The 15,377-nt window shown below is 68.7% G+C and carries 17 protein-coding genes; 8 read left to right on the top strand and 9 right to left on the bottom strand.

The features are described from left to right. The first annotated feature begins 49 nt into the window (after nt 1-49). The gene (locus CVV72_RS19680) at nt 50-325 is read left to right on the top strand and encodes a hypothetical protein (RefSeq protein ID WP_034313878.1); all 276 of its coding nucleotides are present in this window, start codon (nt 50-52) and stop codon (nt 323-325) included. Here the strand turns inward: CVV72_RS19680 and CVV72_RS19675 are convergent. Next, on the bottom strand, nt 322-960 hold the full coding sequence (locus tag CVV72_RS19675; protein ID WP_219153718.1) for a DUF305 domain-containing protein: 639 nt from the start codon (nt 958-960) through the stop codon (nt 322-324). The two genes, CVV72_RS19680 and CVV72_RS19675, sit on opposite strands and share 4 nt — an antisense overlap. An 87-nt stretch (nt 961-1,047) precedes the next feature. Here CVV72_RS19675 and CVV72_RS19670 point away from each other — a divergent pair, with 87 nt between their 5' ends. Next, a complete protein-coding gene (locus CVV72_RS19670; protein ID WP_219153717.1) occupies nt 1,048-2,508 on the top strand; it encodes an LVIVD repeat-containing protein in 1,461 nt (486 codons plus the stop codon). Nucleotides 2,509-2,528: 20 nt separating this feature from the next. On the opposite strand, the gene CVV72_RS19665 is transcribed toward CVV72_RS19670, so the two are convergent. The 3 genes from CVV72_RS19665 to CVV72_RS19655 are packed head-to-tail and all read right to left on the bottom strand — an operon-like array spanning nt 2,529 to nt 5,478. Continuing rightward, nucleotides 2,529-4,082 carry a glycoside hydrolase family 13 protein gene (locus CVV72_RS19665; RefSeq protein WP_219153716.1) on the bottom strand — a complete coding sequence of 518 codons (1,554 nt, stop codon included), beginning with the start codon at nt 4,080-4,082 and terminating at the stop codon, nt 2,529-2,531. Continuing rightward, on the bottom strand, nt 4,082-4,477 hold the full coding sequence (locus CVV72_RS19660; RefSeq protein WP_125676391.1) for a globin: 396 nt from the start codon (nt 4,475-4,477) through the stop codon (nt 4,082-4,084). The genes CVV72_RS19665 and CVV72_RS19660 overlap by 1 nt, the downstream gene beginning before the upstream one ends. 20 nt (nt 4,478-4,497) lie before the next feature. Next, complete coding sequence (locus CVV72_RS19655; RefSeq protein ID WP_219153715.1) at nt 4,498-5,478, bottom strand: mechanosensitive ion channel family protein; 981 nt, start codon at nt 5,476-5,478, stop codon at nt 4,498-4,500. Nucleotides 5,479-5,897: 419 nt separating this feature from the next. On the opposite strand from CVV72_RS19655, the gene CVV72_RS19650 reads away from it, so the two are divergent. Continuing rightward, entirely contained in the window at nt 5,898-6,392 is a 495-nt protein-coding gene (locus CVV72_RS19650) for an HNH endonuclease (protein WP_007034711.1), read from the top strand. Between the two features lie 130 nt (nt 6,393-6,522). Here CVV72_RS19650 and CVV72_RS19645 read toward each other — a convergent pair whose 3' ends face one another. After that, complete coding sequence (locus tag CVV72_RS19645; protein WP_093934578.1) at nt 6,523-6,876, bottom strand: hypothetical protein; 354 nt, start codon at nt 6,874-6,876, stop codon at nt 6,523-6,525. 291 nt (nt 6,877-7,167) lie between these two features. Between CVV72_RS19645 and CVV72_RS19640 the strand changes: the two genes are divergently transcribed. Together CVV72_RS19640 and CVV72_RS19635 are read left to right on the top strand one after the other, a co-directional pair. Next, on the top strand, nt 7,168-7,425 hold the full coding sequence (locus CVV72_RS19640; RefSeq protein WP_034313897.1) for a hypothetical protein: 258 nt from the start codon (nt 7,168-7,170) through the stop codon (nt 7,423-7,425). Beyond that, nucleotides 7,412-7,894: a DUF5130 family protein gene (locus CVV72_RS19635; protein ID WP_219153714.1), complete on the top strand. Its 483-nt coding sequence runs from the start codon at nt 7,412-7,414 to the stop codon at nt 7,892-7,894. The genes CVV72_RS19640 and CVV72_RS19635 overlap by 14 nt, the downstream gene beginning before the upstream one ends. 84 nt (nt 7,895-7,978) lie before the next feature. On the opposite strand, the gene pepN is transcribed toward CVV72_RS19635, so the two are convergent. Next, complete coding sequence (gene pepN, locus CVV72_RS19630) at nt 7,979-10,552, bottom strand: aminopeptidase N (protein ID WP_219153713.1); 2,574 nt, start codon at nt 10,550-10,552, stop codon at nt 7,979-7,981. A 169-nt stretch (nt 10,553-10,721) separates the two neighbouring features. On the opposite strand from pepN, the gene CVV72_RS19625 reads away from it, so the two are divergent. Continuing rightward, on the top strand, nt 10,722-11,342 hold the full coding sequence (locus CVV72_RS19625; protein WP_034313904.1) for a DSBA oxidoreductase: 621 nt from the start codon (nt 10,722-10,724) through the stop codon (nt 11,340-11,342). On the opposite strand, the gene CVV72_RS19620 is transcribed toward CVV72_RS19625, so the two are convergent. Together CVV72_RS19620 and CVV72_RS19615 are read right to left on the bottom strand one after the other, a co-directional pair. Next, entirely contained in the window at nt 11,339-12,142 is an 804-nt protein-coding gene (locus tag CVV72_RS19620) for an MBL fold metallo-hydrolase (protein ID WP_219153712.1), read from the bottom strand. The genes CVV72_RS19625 and CVV72_RS19620 overlap by 4 nt on opposite strands. Further along, nucleotides 12,139-12,858, bottom strand: a complete 720-nt coding sequence (locus CVV72_RS19615) for a 2-phosphosulfolactate phosphatase (protein WP_255632742.1) — start codon at nt 12,856-12,858, stop codon at nt 12,139-12,141. The genes CVV72_RS19620 and CVV72_RS19615 overlap by 4 nt, the downstream gene beginning before the upstream one ends. Before the next feature lie 45 nt (nt 12,859-12,903). Here CVV72_RS19615 and CVV72_RS19610 point away from each other — a divergent pair, with 45 nt between their 5' ends. Both CVV72_RS19610 and CVV72_RS19605 read left to right on the top strand, forming a co-directional pair. Beyond that, entirely contained in the window at nt 12,904-13,377 is a 474-nt protein-coding gene (locus CVV72_RS19610) for a ribose-5-phosphate isomerase (protein WP_007034718.1), read from the top strand. A gap of 1 nt (nt 13,378) precedes the next feature. Continuing rightward, complete coding sequence (locus tag CVV72_RS19605; RefSeq protein ID WP_219153710.1) at nt 13,379-14,188, top strand: Fpg/Nei family DNA glycosylase; 810 nt, start codon at nt 13,379-13,381, stop codon at nt 14,186-14,188. Between the two features lie 360 nt (nt 14,189-14,548). Here CVV72_RS19605 and CVV72_RS19600 read toward each other — a convergent pair whose 3' ends face one another. Then, the gene (locus CVV72_RS19600) at nt 14,549-15,340 is read right to left on the bottom strand and encodes a hypothetical protein (RefSeq protein WP_219153709.1); all 792 of its coding nucleotides are present in this window, start codon (nt 15,338-15,340) and stop codon (nt 14,549-14,551) included. Between the last annotated feature and the right edge of the window lie 37 nt (nt 15,341-15,377).

The raw sequence follows: 15,377 nt of genomic DNA, 5'->3' as shown, positions 1-15,377 counted from the left end.
CTTCGCGCCGCGGGTGGCTTCCAGCCGCCCGCGGTGTCAGGCTGTCTCCATGAGCGACAAGGACGGGGAAGACCCGACGGCGGATTTCCTCGCCGAGGTCCGGCCGGAGGAGACCCCCTGGCGGACCGAGCGCCCGCCGGGTGAGGAGGCGCCGGAACGCGCCGAACGTCCGGAGAAGTGGGGCCGCGCCAAATCCGCGGGACGGGCCGCGGCGAAGGCGGCGCCCTACGTCCAGGCCGCCGCGCTGGCGACCTGGATCGTCTCAGGCACCCTCGACGATTCCGACGACTCCGGTTTCGGCGACATGGGCTCCGGCGAGGCCTAGAGCTTCCCGCGCATGGTCTTCATCCGCTCGATCTCGGCGGACTGACCGGTGATGACCTCCTGCGCCATCTCCTGTGCCTTGACCTCCACACCCTTGCCGAGCTGGGCTTCCGCCATCGTCAGCGCGCCCTGGTGGTGCGCGATCATCAGGTCGAGGAACAGCTTTTCGAACGCCACCCCGTTCGCCGCGCGCAGATCCGCCAGCTGGGCCTCGGTCGCCATCCCCGGCATGAGCGCGTGATCGTGCCCGCCGTGGCCCGCGTGTCCTTCGCCGGGCACCGGCTTGCCGCGGTCGGACAGCCAGGTCTTCATCATCGTGACCTCGCCGTCCTGCGCGACCGAGATCCGCCCGGCGATCGCCCGGATCTGCTCGTTCGCCGTCTTGCCCGGCACCAGCTCCGTCATCACCTTCGCCTGCTGGTGGTGGGGGATCATCATCGTCATGTACTCGACGTCGGCCTCGTTGGGCTGATCGCGGTTCACCGGGCCGGGGGAACCGGTGCCCGCCTGCTCTCCGGGCTTCCCGGGCACGATCACCGGAGCACTTTGGGCCGGTTGCGCCGGGGATTCGTCGCCGGTGCAACCCGAGACTACGAAAGCAGCGGCGACCAGGGCCGATGTCAAACTTTTTCTCATCCCGGGAGTTCCTCCGTTGGTCGGTATCTGTTGAGCCTAAATAAGGAATAAGGTGCGCGTAAAGCTGGGTGGAAGGAGAGCCATATCGTGCTGCAGCCTGGGCTGAAACGCCGCTTGACCAGGGTCTTCGTGTCGGCGGCCGCAGTCGCCGCCCTCGGGGCCTCCAGCGCGCTCGCCGCGCCGGCCGTCATCGCCGAACCGTCGGCGACCGCGATTCCGGGCGTGGACGAGATCGTCCACAGCCCCAACCTCCGGTCGATCGCGAACATCCCGCAGCAGGGACCGTTCACCAAGGACTCGACCGGCACCGACATCGCGTTCACGAAGGGTCACGCGATCGTCGGTACCTACGACGGGTTCAACGTCTACGACGTCCGCAACCCGTTCCGCCCGAAGATCGTCAGTCAGGTCCTGTGCCCCGGCGGGCAGAACGACGTGTCGATCTCCGGTGACCTGCTCTTCCTGTCGACCGACGCGTCGCGCAGCGACAACTCGTGCACCAGCGTCTCGAAGCCCGCCTCGGAGAAGTCGTCGTGGGAGGGCATCAAGATCTTCGACATCTCGAACCTCGCGGCCCCCAAGTACGTCGCGGCGATCGAGACGGACTGCGGTTCGCACACCAACACCCTGGTGCCGGACAAGCGCGGCAAGGACGTCTACATCTACGTCTCGTCGTACGCGCCGGCGGCCAACCTGCCCGACTGCCAGCCGCCGCACGACAAGCTGTCGATCATCAAGGTCCCCGTGAAGGACCCGGCGAAGGCCGCGCTCGTCGCGACCCCGGTGCTGTTCCCGGCGACCGAGGGCGGCGGCAACCCCGGCGGCACCAACCCCGACGGCACCCGCCGGTCGCCGACCACCGGCTGCCACGACCTGACGGCGCTGCCGGAGAAGGACCTGATGGCCGGTGCCTGCATGGGTGACGGCGTCCTGCTCGACATCTCCGACCGGCTCAAGCCGCGGGTCATCCACCGCGTGCAGGACAACGTGAACTTCGCGTTCTGGCACAGCGCCACCTTCAACAACGACGCCACCAAGATCGTCTTCACCGACGAGCTCGGCGGCGGCGGGATGGCGACCTGCCTGGAGAAGTTCGGCCCCACCCGCGGCGCCAACGGCATCTACCAGATCACCGGCCGCGGCGACGACCGCAAGCTGGAGTTCGTCAGCTACTACAAGATCCCGCGTCTCCAGTCCGAGACCGAGAACTGCGTGGCGCACAACGGCTCGCTGATCCCGGTGCCAGGCAAGGACATCATGGTCCAGTCCTGGTACCAGGGCGGCGTCTCGGTGTGGGACTTCACCGACGCGAAGAACCCGAAGGAGATCGCGTTCTGGGAGCGTGGCCCGCTCTCGAACGAGAAGCTCGTCGGCGGTGGGACCTGGTCGGCGTACTGGTACAACGGTCACATCTACTCGTCCGACATCGTGAAGGGCCTGGACGTCCTGGACCTCAACGACTGGCGGACCTTCCCGGCGAAGCTCGTCCGGCAGAACCAGTTCAACGCCCAGACGCAGTACAAGCTGCACCCGGGCTTCAACAAGTAGTCCGGTAGCGGCCGCCTGGTTCAGACGAGCCAGGCGGCCGCGTCCGGCGGCAGTTTCCCATTCACCAGCGGCACGCTCGACAGGAGCACCTCACCCGGCGGCAGCGCGATCGGGCTCGCCGACGTGTTCAGCGCGCACACCAGCCCGCCGCCACGCCGCCGGAACGCGAAACACCCCGCGGGCGCGCCGTACCACTCGAGGTCGTCGCCGCGGAAAGCCTCGTGCGACTTGCGGATCTCGATCGCCCGCCGGTACAGCGACAACGTCGACGCCGGATCCTCCAGCTGCGCTTCCACGGTCACCGACGCCCACGAAGCGGGCATCGGCAGCCACGTGCGCGGATTGCGCGAGAATCCGAACGGCGGCAGATCGCCTTCCCACGGCAGCGGCACCCGTGCCGCGTCCCGGCCGAACTCGGCGCCCGAGGTCTTGGCCCTCGGGTCCGCGAGCGCTTCCGGTGGGAGGTCGACGTTGCCGAGCCCCAGTTCCTCGCCGTTGTACAGATAGACCGCCCCGGGCAGTGCGAGCTCGACGAGCGCCATCGCCCGGGCGCGCCGGACGCCGCGTTGACCGTCGCCGTACCGGCTGACCTGCCGCCAGACGTCGTGGTTGCTCAACGTCCAGGTGGCCGGCGCCCCGGCGGATTTCGGCACCGCCAGCGACCGCTCGATGGCCGTCCGCAGCGCGTCCGCGTCGAAATGCGTGAGCACGAGCCGGAAGTTGAACGCCAGATGCAGCTCGTCCGGCCGCAGGTACCGGGCGAGCCGTTCCTCGTCGGTCACCCAGATCTCGCCGACGGCCATGGTGCCCGGGTACTCGTCGAGCACCTTGCGGATCATCTGGTGGATCTCGTGGACGCGGTCGTTGTCGAACCGCGGATCGTAGAACTCGCTCGGCCCGAGCGCGTTCACCCGCGGATCCATGTCCGGCAGGCCCGGCGGTTTCGCCATGCCGTGCGCGACGTCGACGCGGAAGCCGTCCACGCCGTGGTCCAGCCAGAATCGCAGGGTCCGTTCCAGATCGGCGGCGACCTCGTGGTTGGCCCAGTTCAGGTCCGGTTGCTGCGGCGAGAACAGGTGCAAATACCACTGGCCGTCCGGGACGCGCGTCCACGCCGGGCCGCCGAACGCGCTGACCCAGTTGTTCGGCGGCTGGTCGCCACGCGGGCCGAGCCCGTCACGGAAGATGTAGCGATCCCGTTCCGGGCTCCCCGGCGGCGCCGCCATCGCCGATTTGAACCAGGCGTGGGTGTTGCTGGTGTGGTTGGGGACGACGTCGACGGTGACCTTGATGCCGCGTTTGTGCGCCTCGGTCAGCAGGACGTCGAAATCGCCGAGGGTGCCGAACATCGGGTCGACGTCGCGCGGGTCGGCGATGTCGTAGCCGTGATCGGCCATGGGGGAGCGGTAGAACGGCGTCAGCCACAGCGCGTCGACGCCGAGCAGCTCCAGGTACCCGAGCTTGCCGCGGATGCCTTCGAGGTCACCGACGCCGTCCCCGTCCGAATCGGCGAACGAGCGTACGTAGACCTGGTAGAAGACCGCCTGGGCCCACCAAGCCACGTCGCGTTCCATCACACGAAGCTGTTCATCATGCTGTTGGCCGCCATCTCGAGGTACGCCCACAGCTGCGAGCGGTAGGGCTCCTCGATGTTCTCCTCGTCGACCGCGATCTTGATGCAGCGCAGCCAGGCGTCACGTTCGATCGGGCCGATCTTGAACGGAGCGTGCCGCATCCGCAGCCGAGGGTGACCGCGCTGGTCCGAGTAGGTGTGCGGGCCGCCCCAGTACTGCATGAGGAACAGCCGGAAACGCTCCTCGGCCGGGCCGAGGTCCTCCTCGGGGTACAGCGGGCGAAGCACCTCGTCGACCGCCACTTCGGCGTAGAACCGAGCGACGATCCGGGTGAAGACCGGTTCGCCGCCGATCGCTTCGTACAAGGTGGTGGGGTCAGGTTCGGTCACGGACACAGCTCCATTCTGCCCTTGTCCTACTGCGCGGCGGGGCCGGACGACATAAAGCGCCCCAGAGGTGGCTCGAAGCCGGCTTCGTCGAACGCGGCGAGCAGATGCGCCCGCAGCGCGCGCTGCACGGCCCACTGCTTACCCGGCCGGACCTTCACCGTCAGGCGGAGCTTGATGCTCTCGGGGGTGACGGTCTCCACACCGAGCATCTCCGGCGGCTCCAGCACGTTCGGTGCGAGCCCTTCGCTCTCCAGGAGCGTCTTCGCCTTCTCGGCCATCAGCTCGGTGGCCTTTTCGACGTCGGCGGAGTAGCTGAGCGGCACGTCGACGACGGCCACCGCGAAGCCTTGGCTCGAGTTGCCGACCCGCAGCACCTCGCCGTTGCGGACGTACCAGACGGTGCCGTTGATGTCACGCAAGGTGGTGATCCGGAGGCCGACGGCCTCGACGGTGCCGGACGCCTCACCGACGTCGACGACGTCACCGACGCCGTACTGGTCCTCGATCATCATGAACATGCCGGACAGGAAGTCCTTGACCAGGTTCTGCGCACCGAAACCGAGCGCGACACCGACGATGCCCGCCGAAGCGATGATCGGCGCGAGGTCGATGCCCAGTTCGCCCAGCACCAGGATGAACGCGAGGCCGTAGATCAGGAACGTCGCCATCGACTTGAGCACCGAGCCGATGGTGGCGGCGCGCTGACGGCGCCGTTCCATCACCGCCGACCCGAGCACCTCGGGAGCCTTCTCCCGCAGCGGTCTCAACAGGGCGGGCAGCTTCGAGGAGCCGCCGTTCGGCATCCGCGTCACGCGGTTGATCAGGCGGCGCACCAGGTAGCGCAGCAGGAACGCCACGGCGACGATCATCAGGATCCTGAGTGGCTTCGTCAGAAGCCAGCCCGCGGAGGCGGAGAGCCATTCGTTCTTTGTGACCTGGAACACCTGATAGCACAGGCTGCCGACTTCGCGCGTGCAGGCCGGGGGTTCGGTGGGCAGCAGGTTCACGGAGAGGAAATGTCCTTTCGTACTCGACGGGGACCGGTCACGCCGCTCATCCCCGGCGGGGGCGGATCAGCCAACTTCATGTGGCCGCCGGGTCGCGTGCATGTGACACGTCCAGTAACACACGTGCACTTTGGGGCTGATCTGTGGTCGACTATGCCTGCACCGGTGGAGGTGGTCGAGTGCCAGACCGACAACCCATCCCCCTCGGCGTCCCGAGCCAAGCCGTGGCCGGACAGGCGCCGGAGGTCGTGTTGCGCGCCCATCCGGGAGGTGCCCCCTCGCACGGGGCTCCACCGGGCGGGCCGGGAACGCGGCCAGGGGGTGTTGCCCGCCCGCCCGGACAGCGTAGAGGGCGGGACCCGTCCAACGCCGCGGTACCCACCACGACCACAGCGTCGTCCTGGGGCCGCAGACGGGTATTGCTGTTGAACGCCACGTTCGAACCGCTCACGGCGCTGCCGTTGCGGCGGGCGGTGGTCCTCGTGATGTGCGGCAAGGCCGAGGTGGTGCACGGCGACCCGGCGGGGCTCGAACTGCACGCCGCCACGGTCTCGCTGCCCGTGCCTTCGGTGATCCGGTTGAGCACCTACGTGCGCGTGCCCTACCGCGCGCAGGTGCCGCTGACCCGGGCCGGGCTGATGCACCGCGATCGGTACCGCTGCGCCTACTGCGGAGGGCGGGCCGAGACGATCGACCACGTCGTCCCGCGCAGTCGTGGTGGCCCCCACAGCTGGACGAACTGCGTGGCCTGTTGCGCCAAGTGCAACCACCGGAAGGCGGACAAGCTGCTTTCCGAGATCGGCTGGCGCCTGCGCGTCGTGCCGAGGGCCCCCCACGGGCCGCACTGGCGGCTGCTCGCGCATTCGAAGGAGGCCGACCCGTTGTGGCGGCCGTACCTGGGCACCGCGGCCTGATCGGAGCTCGATCCGGACCCCGAACACGTCGGCGCCCCGGCTGCCTCGCGGCGGCCGGGGCGGGCCGATGATGCCGTGGTGAAGCTCGTTACGAGTACGCCGTCCCCTGCTCGACCGGTCGTGCTCGAACTCAGGCGGCGAGCGAGAAGTCGCTCTGGCAGGTGACGCGGGTCCCCCGGGTGACGCGGGTGCCGCGAGTGACGCGCGTGCCACAGGTGACGCGGGTTCCGGCGGTCACGCGGGTGCCGCGAGTGACCCTGGTGCCGCGCGTGACGCGGGTGCCGGCGGTGACGCGAGTGCCTCGGGTGACGCGCGTGCCACGGGTCACCCGGGTGCCGGCGGTGACCCGCGTACCGCGAGTGACACGAGTACCGCGCGTAACCCGTGTGCCCGCCGTCACACGCGTACCGGGCACGAATTCAATTTCGAAGAGTGACGAAATGTCGTCGATGATCGCCTGGCCGGGTGTCTGGGTGCTCTGCATGACATGTCCTCCTGCGACCGGTGCGTTACCTGCTGGGGTGGGGGAGCTGGGCGCAAGGCCCGTACAGGTGAAAAAGCTACGAGGATTTCAAGGCTGCGACAAGACGACAGCGCCGGGTGCGGCCGCCCGTACGTTGAGTTGCAACCTTTCGGCCTTGCGGGCTTCGCCCCAACGTGGGAGCGCTTTCGCGGCAAGCGGCGGACGGACCCCTCCGGACGACGAGCGGTAGGTATCGGAGCGCACGGCCGTGCGAGCGGGTGCGGTCACGCGCGATCGGATACGCTCACGCGCGTGAACCTTGTCGAGACGATCCTGGTCTTCGCGGTGATCCCCTTGGTCATCTACGCGCTTTGCGGGGTGGCCACGCTGCGGTCGAAGGGCGCGGGCGTCGCCCGGTACCGGCCGGGGCAGCCGTGGGAGTACCCGGCCATGTGGTGGAGCGCCAACCCCGACGGTGTCGGCGCCAGGCATTCGCACGCGGGCGGCGCGACCGCCGTCGGTGCGGCGGACGGAGCTTCGGTGACGGGAGGCGCTCGTGGCAACTGGTGAACTGACCCATTCGTCCACCGCTGTTGACGAAGAGCCCGGTTACGGCGCCGCCGTTACTTCCAGCGGCCGGATTTCCGCCGCCAAGATGTACGAACCGGCTGGTCCGAACAGCCCATTCACGACCCAGCAGCTTGCCCGGCTGGACGAAGCGCTGACCCTGGCCAGCCGCGAGACCGGCCTGGACTTCAGCGTGTACCTCGGTGACCTCGGCGAGGACACCCGCGTCACCGCCGAAGGCCTGCTGAGCTCGACCGACGACCCGGCCGACGGCGTCATCGTCGCCGTGTCGCCCGGCCAGCGCGTCATCGAGATCGTGACGGGCTCGCAGGCCCGGCACCGCCTGCCCGACCGCGGCGCGAAGCTCGCCGTGGCCAGTATGGTCGCCTCCTTCAAGGAAGGCGACCTCATCGGCGGCCTCGTGAACGCCCTCCGCATGCTGAGCGACCAGGCGGGCGCTCCGCAGCACTGACGCTCTTCAGCCGCTTTCAACTGCAATGAAGGGGCCTTTCATCGCAAAATTTGCGATGAAAGGCCCCTTCATTGCGTTACGGGACTAGACCCCGGCCTGCGAGTCGAACTCACGGGCGGCCAGCGCCCGCACGATCCCGGCCCGGCCTTCCGACACGAGACGGCGCAGCGCCGCCGGGTGCTCCCCGGCCAGCCACTCGTCCGACGCCTCCACCGTCGACGGCTCGACGGCCCACGACGGGTACAGCCCGACCACGGTCGGCTGCGCGCGCTCGCTGGAACGTCGCTGCCACACCTCGTCGATGACCTCGAAGTAGCGCGTCACGTAGCCGCCGAGCAGGTGCTTCTGGCCGGGGTGGGAGAAGCCGGTGATGAGCGAGTCGCTGACCGCGTTCGGCAGCTCGTCGTCGTACACCGCCCGCTGCCACGCGTCGGCCTTCGCCTCGGCGGTCGGCCGCAGCGCCCGCGAGCGCTCCGCCTGGCGCCGTCCGGCGGCGGTGTCGTCCTTGGTGAGCTCCGCGTCGATCTCGGGGTTCTCCGCCTTGCCGTGCGCGACCAGGGCGTGCAGCAGCCGCCAGCGCAGGTCGGTGTCGACGGTCAGGCCCTCCAGCGGCGCGGTGCCGTCGAGCCAGCCCGCGATGATCTGCAGCGTCTTGTCGTCGAGCACGCAGCCGGCGAGCGAGTTCACGAACGCGAGCTGGTGGTCCGAACCGGCCTCGGCGCCCTGCGCCAGCTCCAGCAGCCGCGACGAGAACTCCGGCCAGCCCTTGTCCGTCGCCCACGCCGGGTTGGCGTACGAGTTCAGCGCCGTCTGCGCCTGCAGCAGCAGCCGCTGCACCACGCCGACCTCGGTCTCGGTGTGGACGCCGCGCTGCACCAGGGTGACGAAGTCGCGGGCCTTGAGCTCGGCCTCGCGCGTCATCTCCCACGCCGCCGACCAGCACAGCGTGCGGGGGAGCGGTTCGGTGATGTCGGCGATGCGGTCGATCAGCGTGGTCAGCGACGCCGGATCGAGCCGCATCGTGCAGTAGGTCAGGTCGTCGTCGTTGACCAGCACGAGCTTGCCGGCCGGGAGACCGATCAGCCCCGGCACCTCGGTGCGTTCACCGTCGACGTCGAGTTCGACGCGGTGCTTGCGGACGATCTTGCCGTTCTCGTCCTCGTCGTAGACGCCGACCGCGACCCGGTGCGTCCGCAGCTCACCGGCACCCGGCTTGGCACCGGTCTGGGTGACGGCGAATGAGGTGTACGTGCCGTCTGCGCCGACCTCGTAGCGCGGGCTCAGCGAGTTGAGACCGGTGGTCTCCAGCCACTGCGCGCTCCACCACGACAGGTCGCGGCCCGAGGCCTCTTCCAGCGCGCCCAGCAGGTCCGCCAGGGTCGCGTTGCCCCAGGCGTGCTTGCCGAAGTAGACCTTGAGGCCCTCGAGGAAGTGCTCGAGCCCGACATAGGCGACGAGCTGCTTGAGCACGCTCGCGCCCTTGGCGTAGGTGATGCCGTCGAAGTTCACCTCGACCGCGTGCAGGTCGACGATGTCCGCGGCGATCGGATGCGTCGAGGGCAGCTGGTCCTGCCGGTACGCCCACGACTTCTCGATGTTCGCGAAGCTGGTCCACGCGTTCTTGTACTCGGTCGCCTCGGCCTGGGCCAGCACGCTCGCGAAGGTCGCGAACGACTCGTTCAGCCACAGGTCGTCCCACCAGCGCATGGTGACCAGGTCACCGAACCACATGTGCGCCATCTCGTGCAGCAGCGTCTCGGCGCGGCGCTCGTAGGCGTAGCGGGTGACGCGGCTGCGGAAGACGTAGTCCTCCAGGAAGGTGACCGCGCCGGCGTTCTCCATCGCGCCCGCGTTGAACTCCGGCACGAACAGCTGGTCGTACTTGGAGAACGGGTACGGGGTGGCGAACTTGTCGTGGTAGAAGGCGAAACCCTGCTTGGTCTCGGTGAAGAGCTTGTCCGCGTCCATGTGCTCGGCGAGCGAGGCGCGGCAGTAGATGCCCAGCGGGATCGTGCGGTGCTCGTCGGAGAATTCGTCGCGCCACTCGCTGTACGGGCCCGCGATCAGCGCGACCAGGTAGGTCGAGATCCGCTCGGACACCTTGAACACGGTGCGGACGGCCCCTTCCGGGGTCTCCTCGGCCGACTCGACCAGCGCGTTCGAGATGACCTTCCAGTCCTTCGGCGCGATCACGGTGAGCCGGTAGACCGACTTGAGGTCGGGCTGGTCGAAACAGGCGAACATGCGCTTCGCGTCCGCGGTCTCGAACTGCGTGTAGAGGTAGACGCCGTCGTCGACCGGGTCGACGAACCGGTGCAGGCCCTCGCCGGTGTTCATGTAGCGGCAGACCGCGTCGACGACGAGCTCGTTCGACTCGGCGAGGCCGGGCAGCTCGACGCCCTTGTCCTCGACGTACCCGCTGACGTCGAGTTCCGTCCCGTTGAGGACGGCCGACTCGATCCCCTCGGCGACGATGTCGACCCACGACGCTTCGCCGCTTCTGGCGCTGGCGAACTTGATCGTCGTCTTCGACGTGAAGGTCTTCTCACCGGGACCGCCGCGGCCGTCGGTCAGATCCAGCTCGATGTCGTAGGACTCGACGTCGAGCAGTTCCGCGCGCAGCTTGGCTTGGTCTCGGGTCAGGTTGGGGGCGGGCACTGGCACCTCTGGTCATCGGTATCGGTTTTGGTTTCCAACTACAGGCATCCAATCATGTCGGAGCCCGTGCTGACGACGGGAACAACGCCGACGGCCGCGATGTTGGCTCGCTGTGTAGCACCCTGTGTGTGTACCGGCCCGCCCAAGACGATGGCACTGGGAGAACCTGATGACCGCCCCGTCCGAGAAGACCAAGGTCGACTTCTACTTCGATCCGATCTGCCCCTTCGCCTGGATCAGCTCGCGCTGGATCCTCGAGGTGGAGAAGCACCGCGACCTCGACCTGAGGTTCCGGATCATGAGCCTGTCCGAGCTCAACAGCGGCCGCGAGGACCTGCCTGAGCAGTACAAGGAGCTGTTGGACCGCGGCTGGGGCCCGGTCCGCGTCGCCACCGCGCTGGCGCAGAAGAACGGCGAGGAGGCGCTGCGCGACTTCTACACGGAGTTCGGCACGCGCCACCACAACCAGGGCGACAAGGACATCCCCAAGGTCATCAAGGAGACCCTCGAAGCCATCGGCGCGCCGGCCGAGCTGGCCGAGGCCGCGGAGTCGGCCGAGTACGACGAGGCGCTGAAAAAGAGTCACTACGAAGGTATGAATCCGGTCGGAATGGACGTCGGCACCCCGACCATCCACATCGACGGCGTCGCCTTCTTCGGCCCGGTGCTCAGCTCGATCCCGCGTGGCGAGGACGCCGTCAAGGTCTTCGACGGCGCCCGCGCGCTGGCGAGCTACCCGGACTTCTTCGAGCTGAAGCGCACCCGGTCCGGTGAGCTGAACTTCGACTAAGGGGTTTCCAGGGCTGCCTTGGTGACATCGCCGGGGTAGGGGGACCTCGCGACGGCTTCGTCCGTCGTGAGGTCTCCCGCCGCGATCCGGGTCTTGAGCGCGACGAGTTCGCGCAGTCCGTCGCGGTGCTTCTCGATGAACGCGCTGCCGACGGGGTCGCCGTGCCCGGCCACGATGATCTTCGGGTCCAGCGCGAGGATCGCGTCCATCACACCGGGCCATTCGGCCAGGAAACTGCCGTCGTTGAACGAGAACGCGCTGAAGCCTGCTTCGGCGTTCTCGACGGCGTCGCCCGCGTAGACGACCCCCGCGTCGGGCACGTGCACGAACAGGTCGTGATCGGTGTGGGCCCGGCCGAGGAAGCGAAGCACCACCGTGCGGCCGCCGAGGTCGATTTCGGCGGTGTCAGTGACCGGCTTGTCCGGCAGGGTGATCTCGGTGCGCTCCAGCGCCTCCGCCATCTCCGGCCGGTTTTCGCCGAGGTAATGCTGGATCCACTTGCGCCGCGCGCCCTCGCCGAAGGTGGTCAGTTCGGTCAGACACGCTTCGTGTGCCCAGACGTCGCACGGCAGGAAAGCCGTCGTGCCGAAGGCGTGGTCGAAATGCGCGTGCGTGTAGACGACCGACCACGGCAGCGGCGTGATCTCCCGGACCGCCGCGGCCAGTTCGGCGCCCTGGTCGACGTCGCCGCGGACGTCGACGATCAGGCAGCGTTCACTGCCCACGACAAGGCCGACGGTGAGGTCCAGCTCCTCGTAACGGCGGGCGTACACGCCGTCCGCGAGTTCGAGCCAAGTCACGACTCCTCCAGAATTCCGTTGTGCAGCAACGGAACCGTGCCGCTGCTATCGAGTTTCGCGGCGAGCCGCACGTCGTTCGCGTGCCCGGCCGCGGCGAGCTCGCGTCCTGAAGAACACTCTGTCAGTGCTTCGGCGATGTCGATCGCTTTTGCCGCGACGGCCGCGAGACGGGCTTCGGCGGACAAGCGACCGTAGCCCTCCAGTGCCGCGGCGATCACCCCCGCACCGAGCTGGTCCTCGACGCACGGCCTCAGCGGCCCGAACGTCTTGGTCTCGGAGCGGATGCCGATTCCCCAGCGTTCCCCGGCCGGGACGACGCCGATCGGGCGCCCGTTCGCCAGCTCCGCCGCGCGGGCGGCGACGGCGGTCGCGTTGCGCAGGCATCCGGCCAGGACCACGGCACCGGTCGTGGCGGCGGCGTCGCAGAGCGTGGCGCCATTGGGGGAGGGAAGCGCGAGAAGTGTGCCGGAAGGGATTTGCGTCACAGACGAAGGTCGCAAGGACCACTGTTTTTCACCCGCGAGGATGGCGCCCCGCGCTTTCGCGGCTTCCTCACCGCGCCGATCGCGCCAGCGGACCGGAAGCACGCGGCCGCCGTTGCCGAGCACCAGATCCGTTGTGGTGCAGAAGGAAAGCACGTCGACGATGACGAGAACGGCGCAGTCCGCGCCCAAGGCGGTGACGCCCTCGCTTCCCCATTCGAGTCCGATGTCCACCCCCACAGCATGCTCGTCCCGGAACGTGATGGCAGACTCCGCGCTGTGCGTGTTTACCTTGGCTCCGACCATGCCGGTTTCGAACTGAAGAACCACCTCGTGGCCCACCTCAAGGAGCAGGGCCACGACGTCGAGGACGTCGGTCCCTTCGTCTACGACGCGGCCGACGACTACCCCGCCTTCTGCATCGAGGCGGCCCGCCGCGTCGTCGCGGACGAGGGCAGCCTCGGCATCGTGGTCGGCGGCTCCGGCAACGGCGAGCAGATCGCGGCCAACAAGGTGAAGGGCGCTCGCGCCGGCCTCGCGTGGAGCGTCGAGACCGCGAAGCTCACCCGCGAGCACAACCACGCCCAGCTGATCGGCGTCGGCGCGCGGATGCACACCACCGAAGAGGCCACGGAGATCGTCGAGGCGTTCCTCGCGACCCCGCCGAGCCCGGACGAGCGCCACGGCCGCCGCGTCCAGCAGATCCTGGACTACGAGAACACCGGCTGGCCGCCGCCGCTGCCCGAGCACTGACATGCCCGAGGGGCACACGCTCCATCGCCTGGCGCGTCTGCACAAACGCCGGTTCGCCGGGCACCCGGTCGAGGTGAGCAGCCCGCAAGGACGGTTCGCCGCCGAAGCGTCCCGTTTGGACGGCCAGGTGCTGGTGAAGGCCGAGGCGTACGGGAAGCACCTGTTCCACGACTACGGTCCACACGGGACGGTGCACGTCCACCTCGGCCTCTACGGCACGTTCTCCGACGTACCGCTGCCCGCTATGGAACCGGTGGGGCAGGTGCGGATGCGGCTGACCGGTCCGACACACTTCGCCGACCTGCGCGGCCCGACCCGGTGCGAACTCCTGGACGGGCCCCAGGTCGACGCGATCAAGGCACGCCTGGGCCCGGATCCGCTGCGCCGCGACGCGAAGCCGGACAAGGCGTGGGAGCGGATCTCGCGGTCGAAGACGTCGATCGCGGCACTGCTGATGGACCAGTCGGTGCTGGCGGGCGTCGGCAACGTGTATCGCGCCGAAGTGTTGTTCCGGCACGGTGTCGGCCCGCTCGTCCCCGGCCGCGCGCTCGACCGCGGGCTGTGGGACGACATGTGGGCGGATCTCGTGACGCTCATGCGGCACGGTGTCCGGGTGGGACGGATCGACACGGTCGCGCCCGAGCACCTGCCCGAGGTCACGGGCCGCGCGCCGCGGCAGGACCGGCACGGGGGCGAGGTCTACGTCTACCGGCGCGAGGGGATGCCCTGTCTGGTGTGCGGGACGGCGGTGCTGCGGAGCGATCTGGCGGCGCGGAACCTCTTCTGGTGCCCGACCTGCCAGCCCGCTTGACGTACTCGGTGCCGCTGACGTGATGCGTCGCGAAGGTCGCCTCCGTATCAAGCCGGGAGTCACGGCGGACTTCGGGCAAGGTGGTCGTGAGGCGATTCTGGTTGGAACCGAGGTGCCTCCGTGGCTTCCAGCTGCGATTGATCCCCAGCTCGGTCCGTGAAGGCCTCCTTGAGGGACTCTGGGTCCCTCAAGGAGGCCTTCACGGACCTCTCGGACCGCCGCGCTCGTGTCGTCTGGTCACTCACGACCCGCCCGGCCTGCGAACCCGCCTGAACAGCTTCCCGATGCTATGAAAGGTCCTTTCCTTGCAAAATTTGCAAGGAAAGGACCTTTCATAGCGTTTGCGGGACGGGGCGCGGGCTAGAAGTCGAAGCCTCCGCCATCGAAGCCCCCGCCGTCGAACCCGCCACCATCGAAACCGCCGCCGTCGAACCCACCGGCGTCCCCGCCCATGTCGCCTCCGGCATCGCCGCCCGCGTCACCGCCGGCGCCCGCGTCCTCTTGGCCCGCGTCGTACCCGGACTCCCAGGCCGACGCGCTCGCGATCCCCGCCATACCGGAGAACATCGCGCTGAACAGCAGCATCGAACCGAGGCCCCAGGCGCCGGCGACGAGCGCGGGCTTCCACCACGGCTCGCTGTACCAGCCCTGCGGCACCGGGCGGCCGGCCACGCGGCCACCGGGGTAGTAGTGCGGCGTGCGCTGGCTCGGGTCCGGCGAGGCCTCGTAGTGCTCGCCCTCGACGTCGACCGAGCGGTACTCGGTGACCTTGCCCGCCCGGTCGCGCTCTTCGCTGCCGGGCAGTTCCGGACCGGGGTCCATGCCCATCGCGAGCCGCGCCGCGCGGACGTAATAGAGCCCCTCGATGGCGGTCTCGCGCACCAGCCGGGCCTGCTCGACGGTCTGCGCCTGCTCCATCTGGGAGCCCGCGGCGGTGAAGCGTTCGGACGCGTCCGCCATCGCCTGCTGGGAGGCGGTGTCCGTGCCGGTGAGGTTCATGACCTGACCGCCCAGTCGTTCGACCAGGCGCCGTGCGTCCGCCTTCGCGTCGTCCAGCTGGCGCTTCTTGGCCGCCGCCTGGGATTTCGCGAAGTAGATGCCGCCGCCGACCACGACGACGAGGAGCACGATCAGGAAGATCGCGGTGCCCATGGGTTCAACTCCAGGAATCGTTCGGCCTTTGCCCGGA

Source organism: Amycolatopsis sp. TNS106, from assembly GCF_019330265.1.
Lineage (GTDB): Bacteria > Actinomycetota > Actinomycetes > Mycobacteriales > Pseudonocardiaceae > Amycolatopsis > Amycolatopsis lurida.
This window is presented reverse-complemented; position numbering and strand designations above follow the sequence as displayed.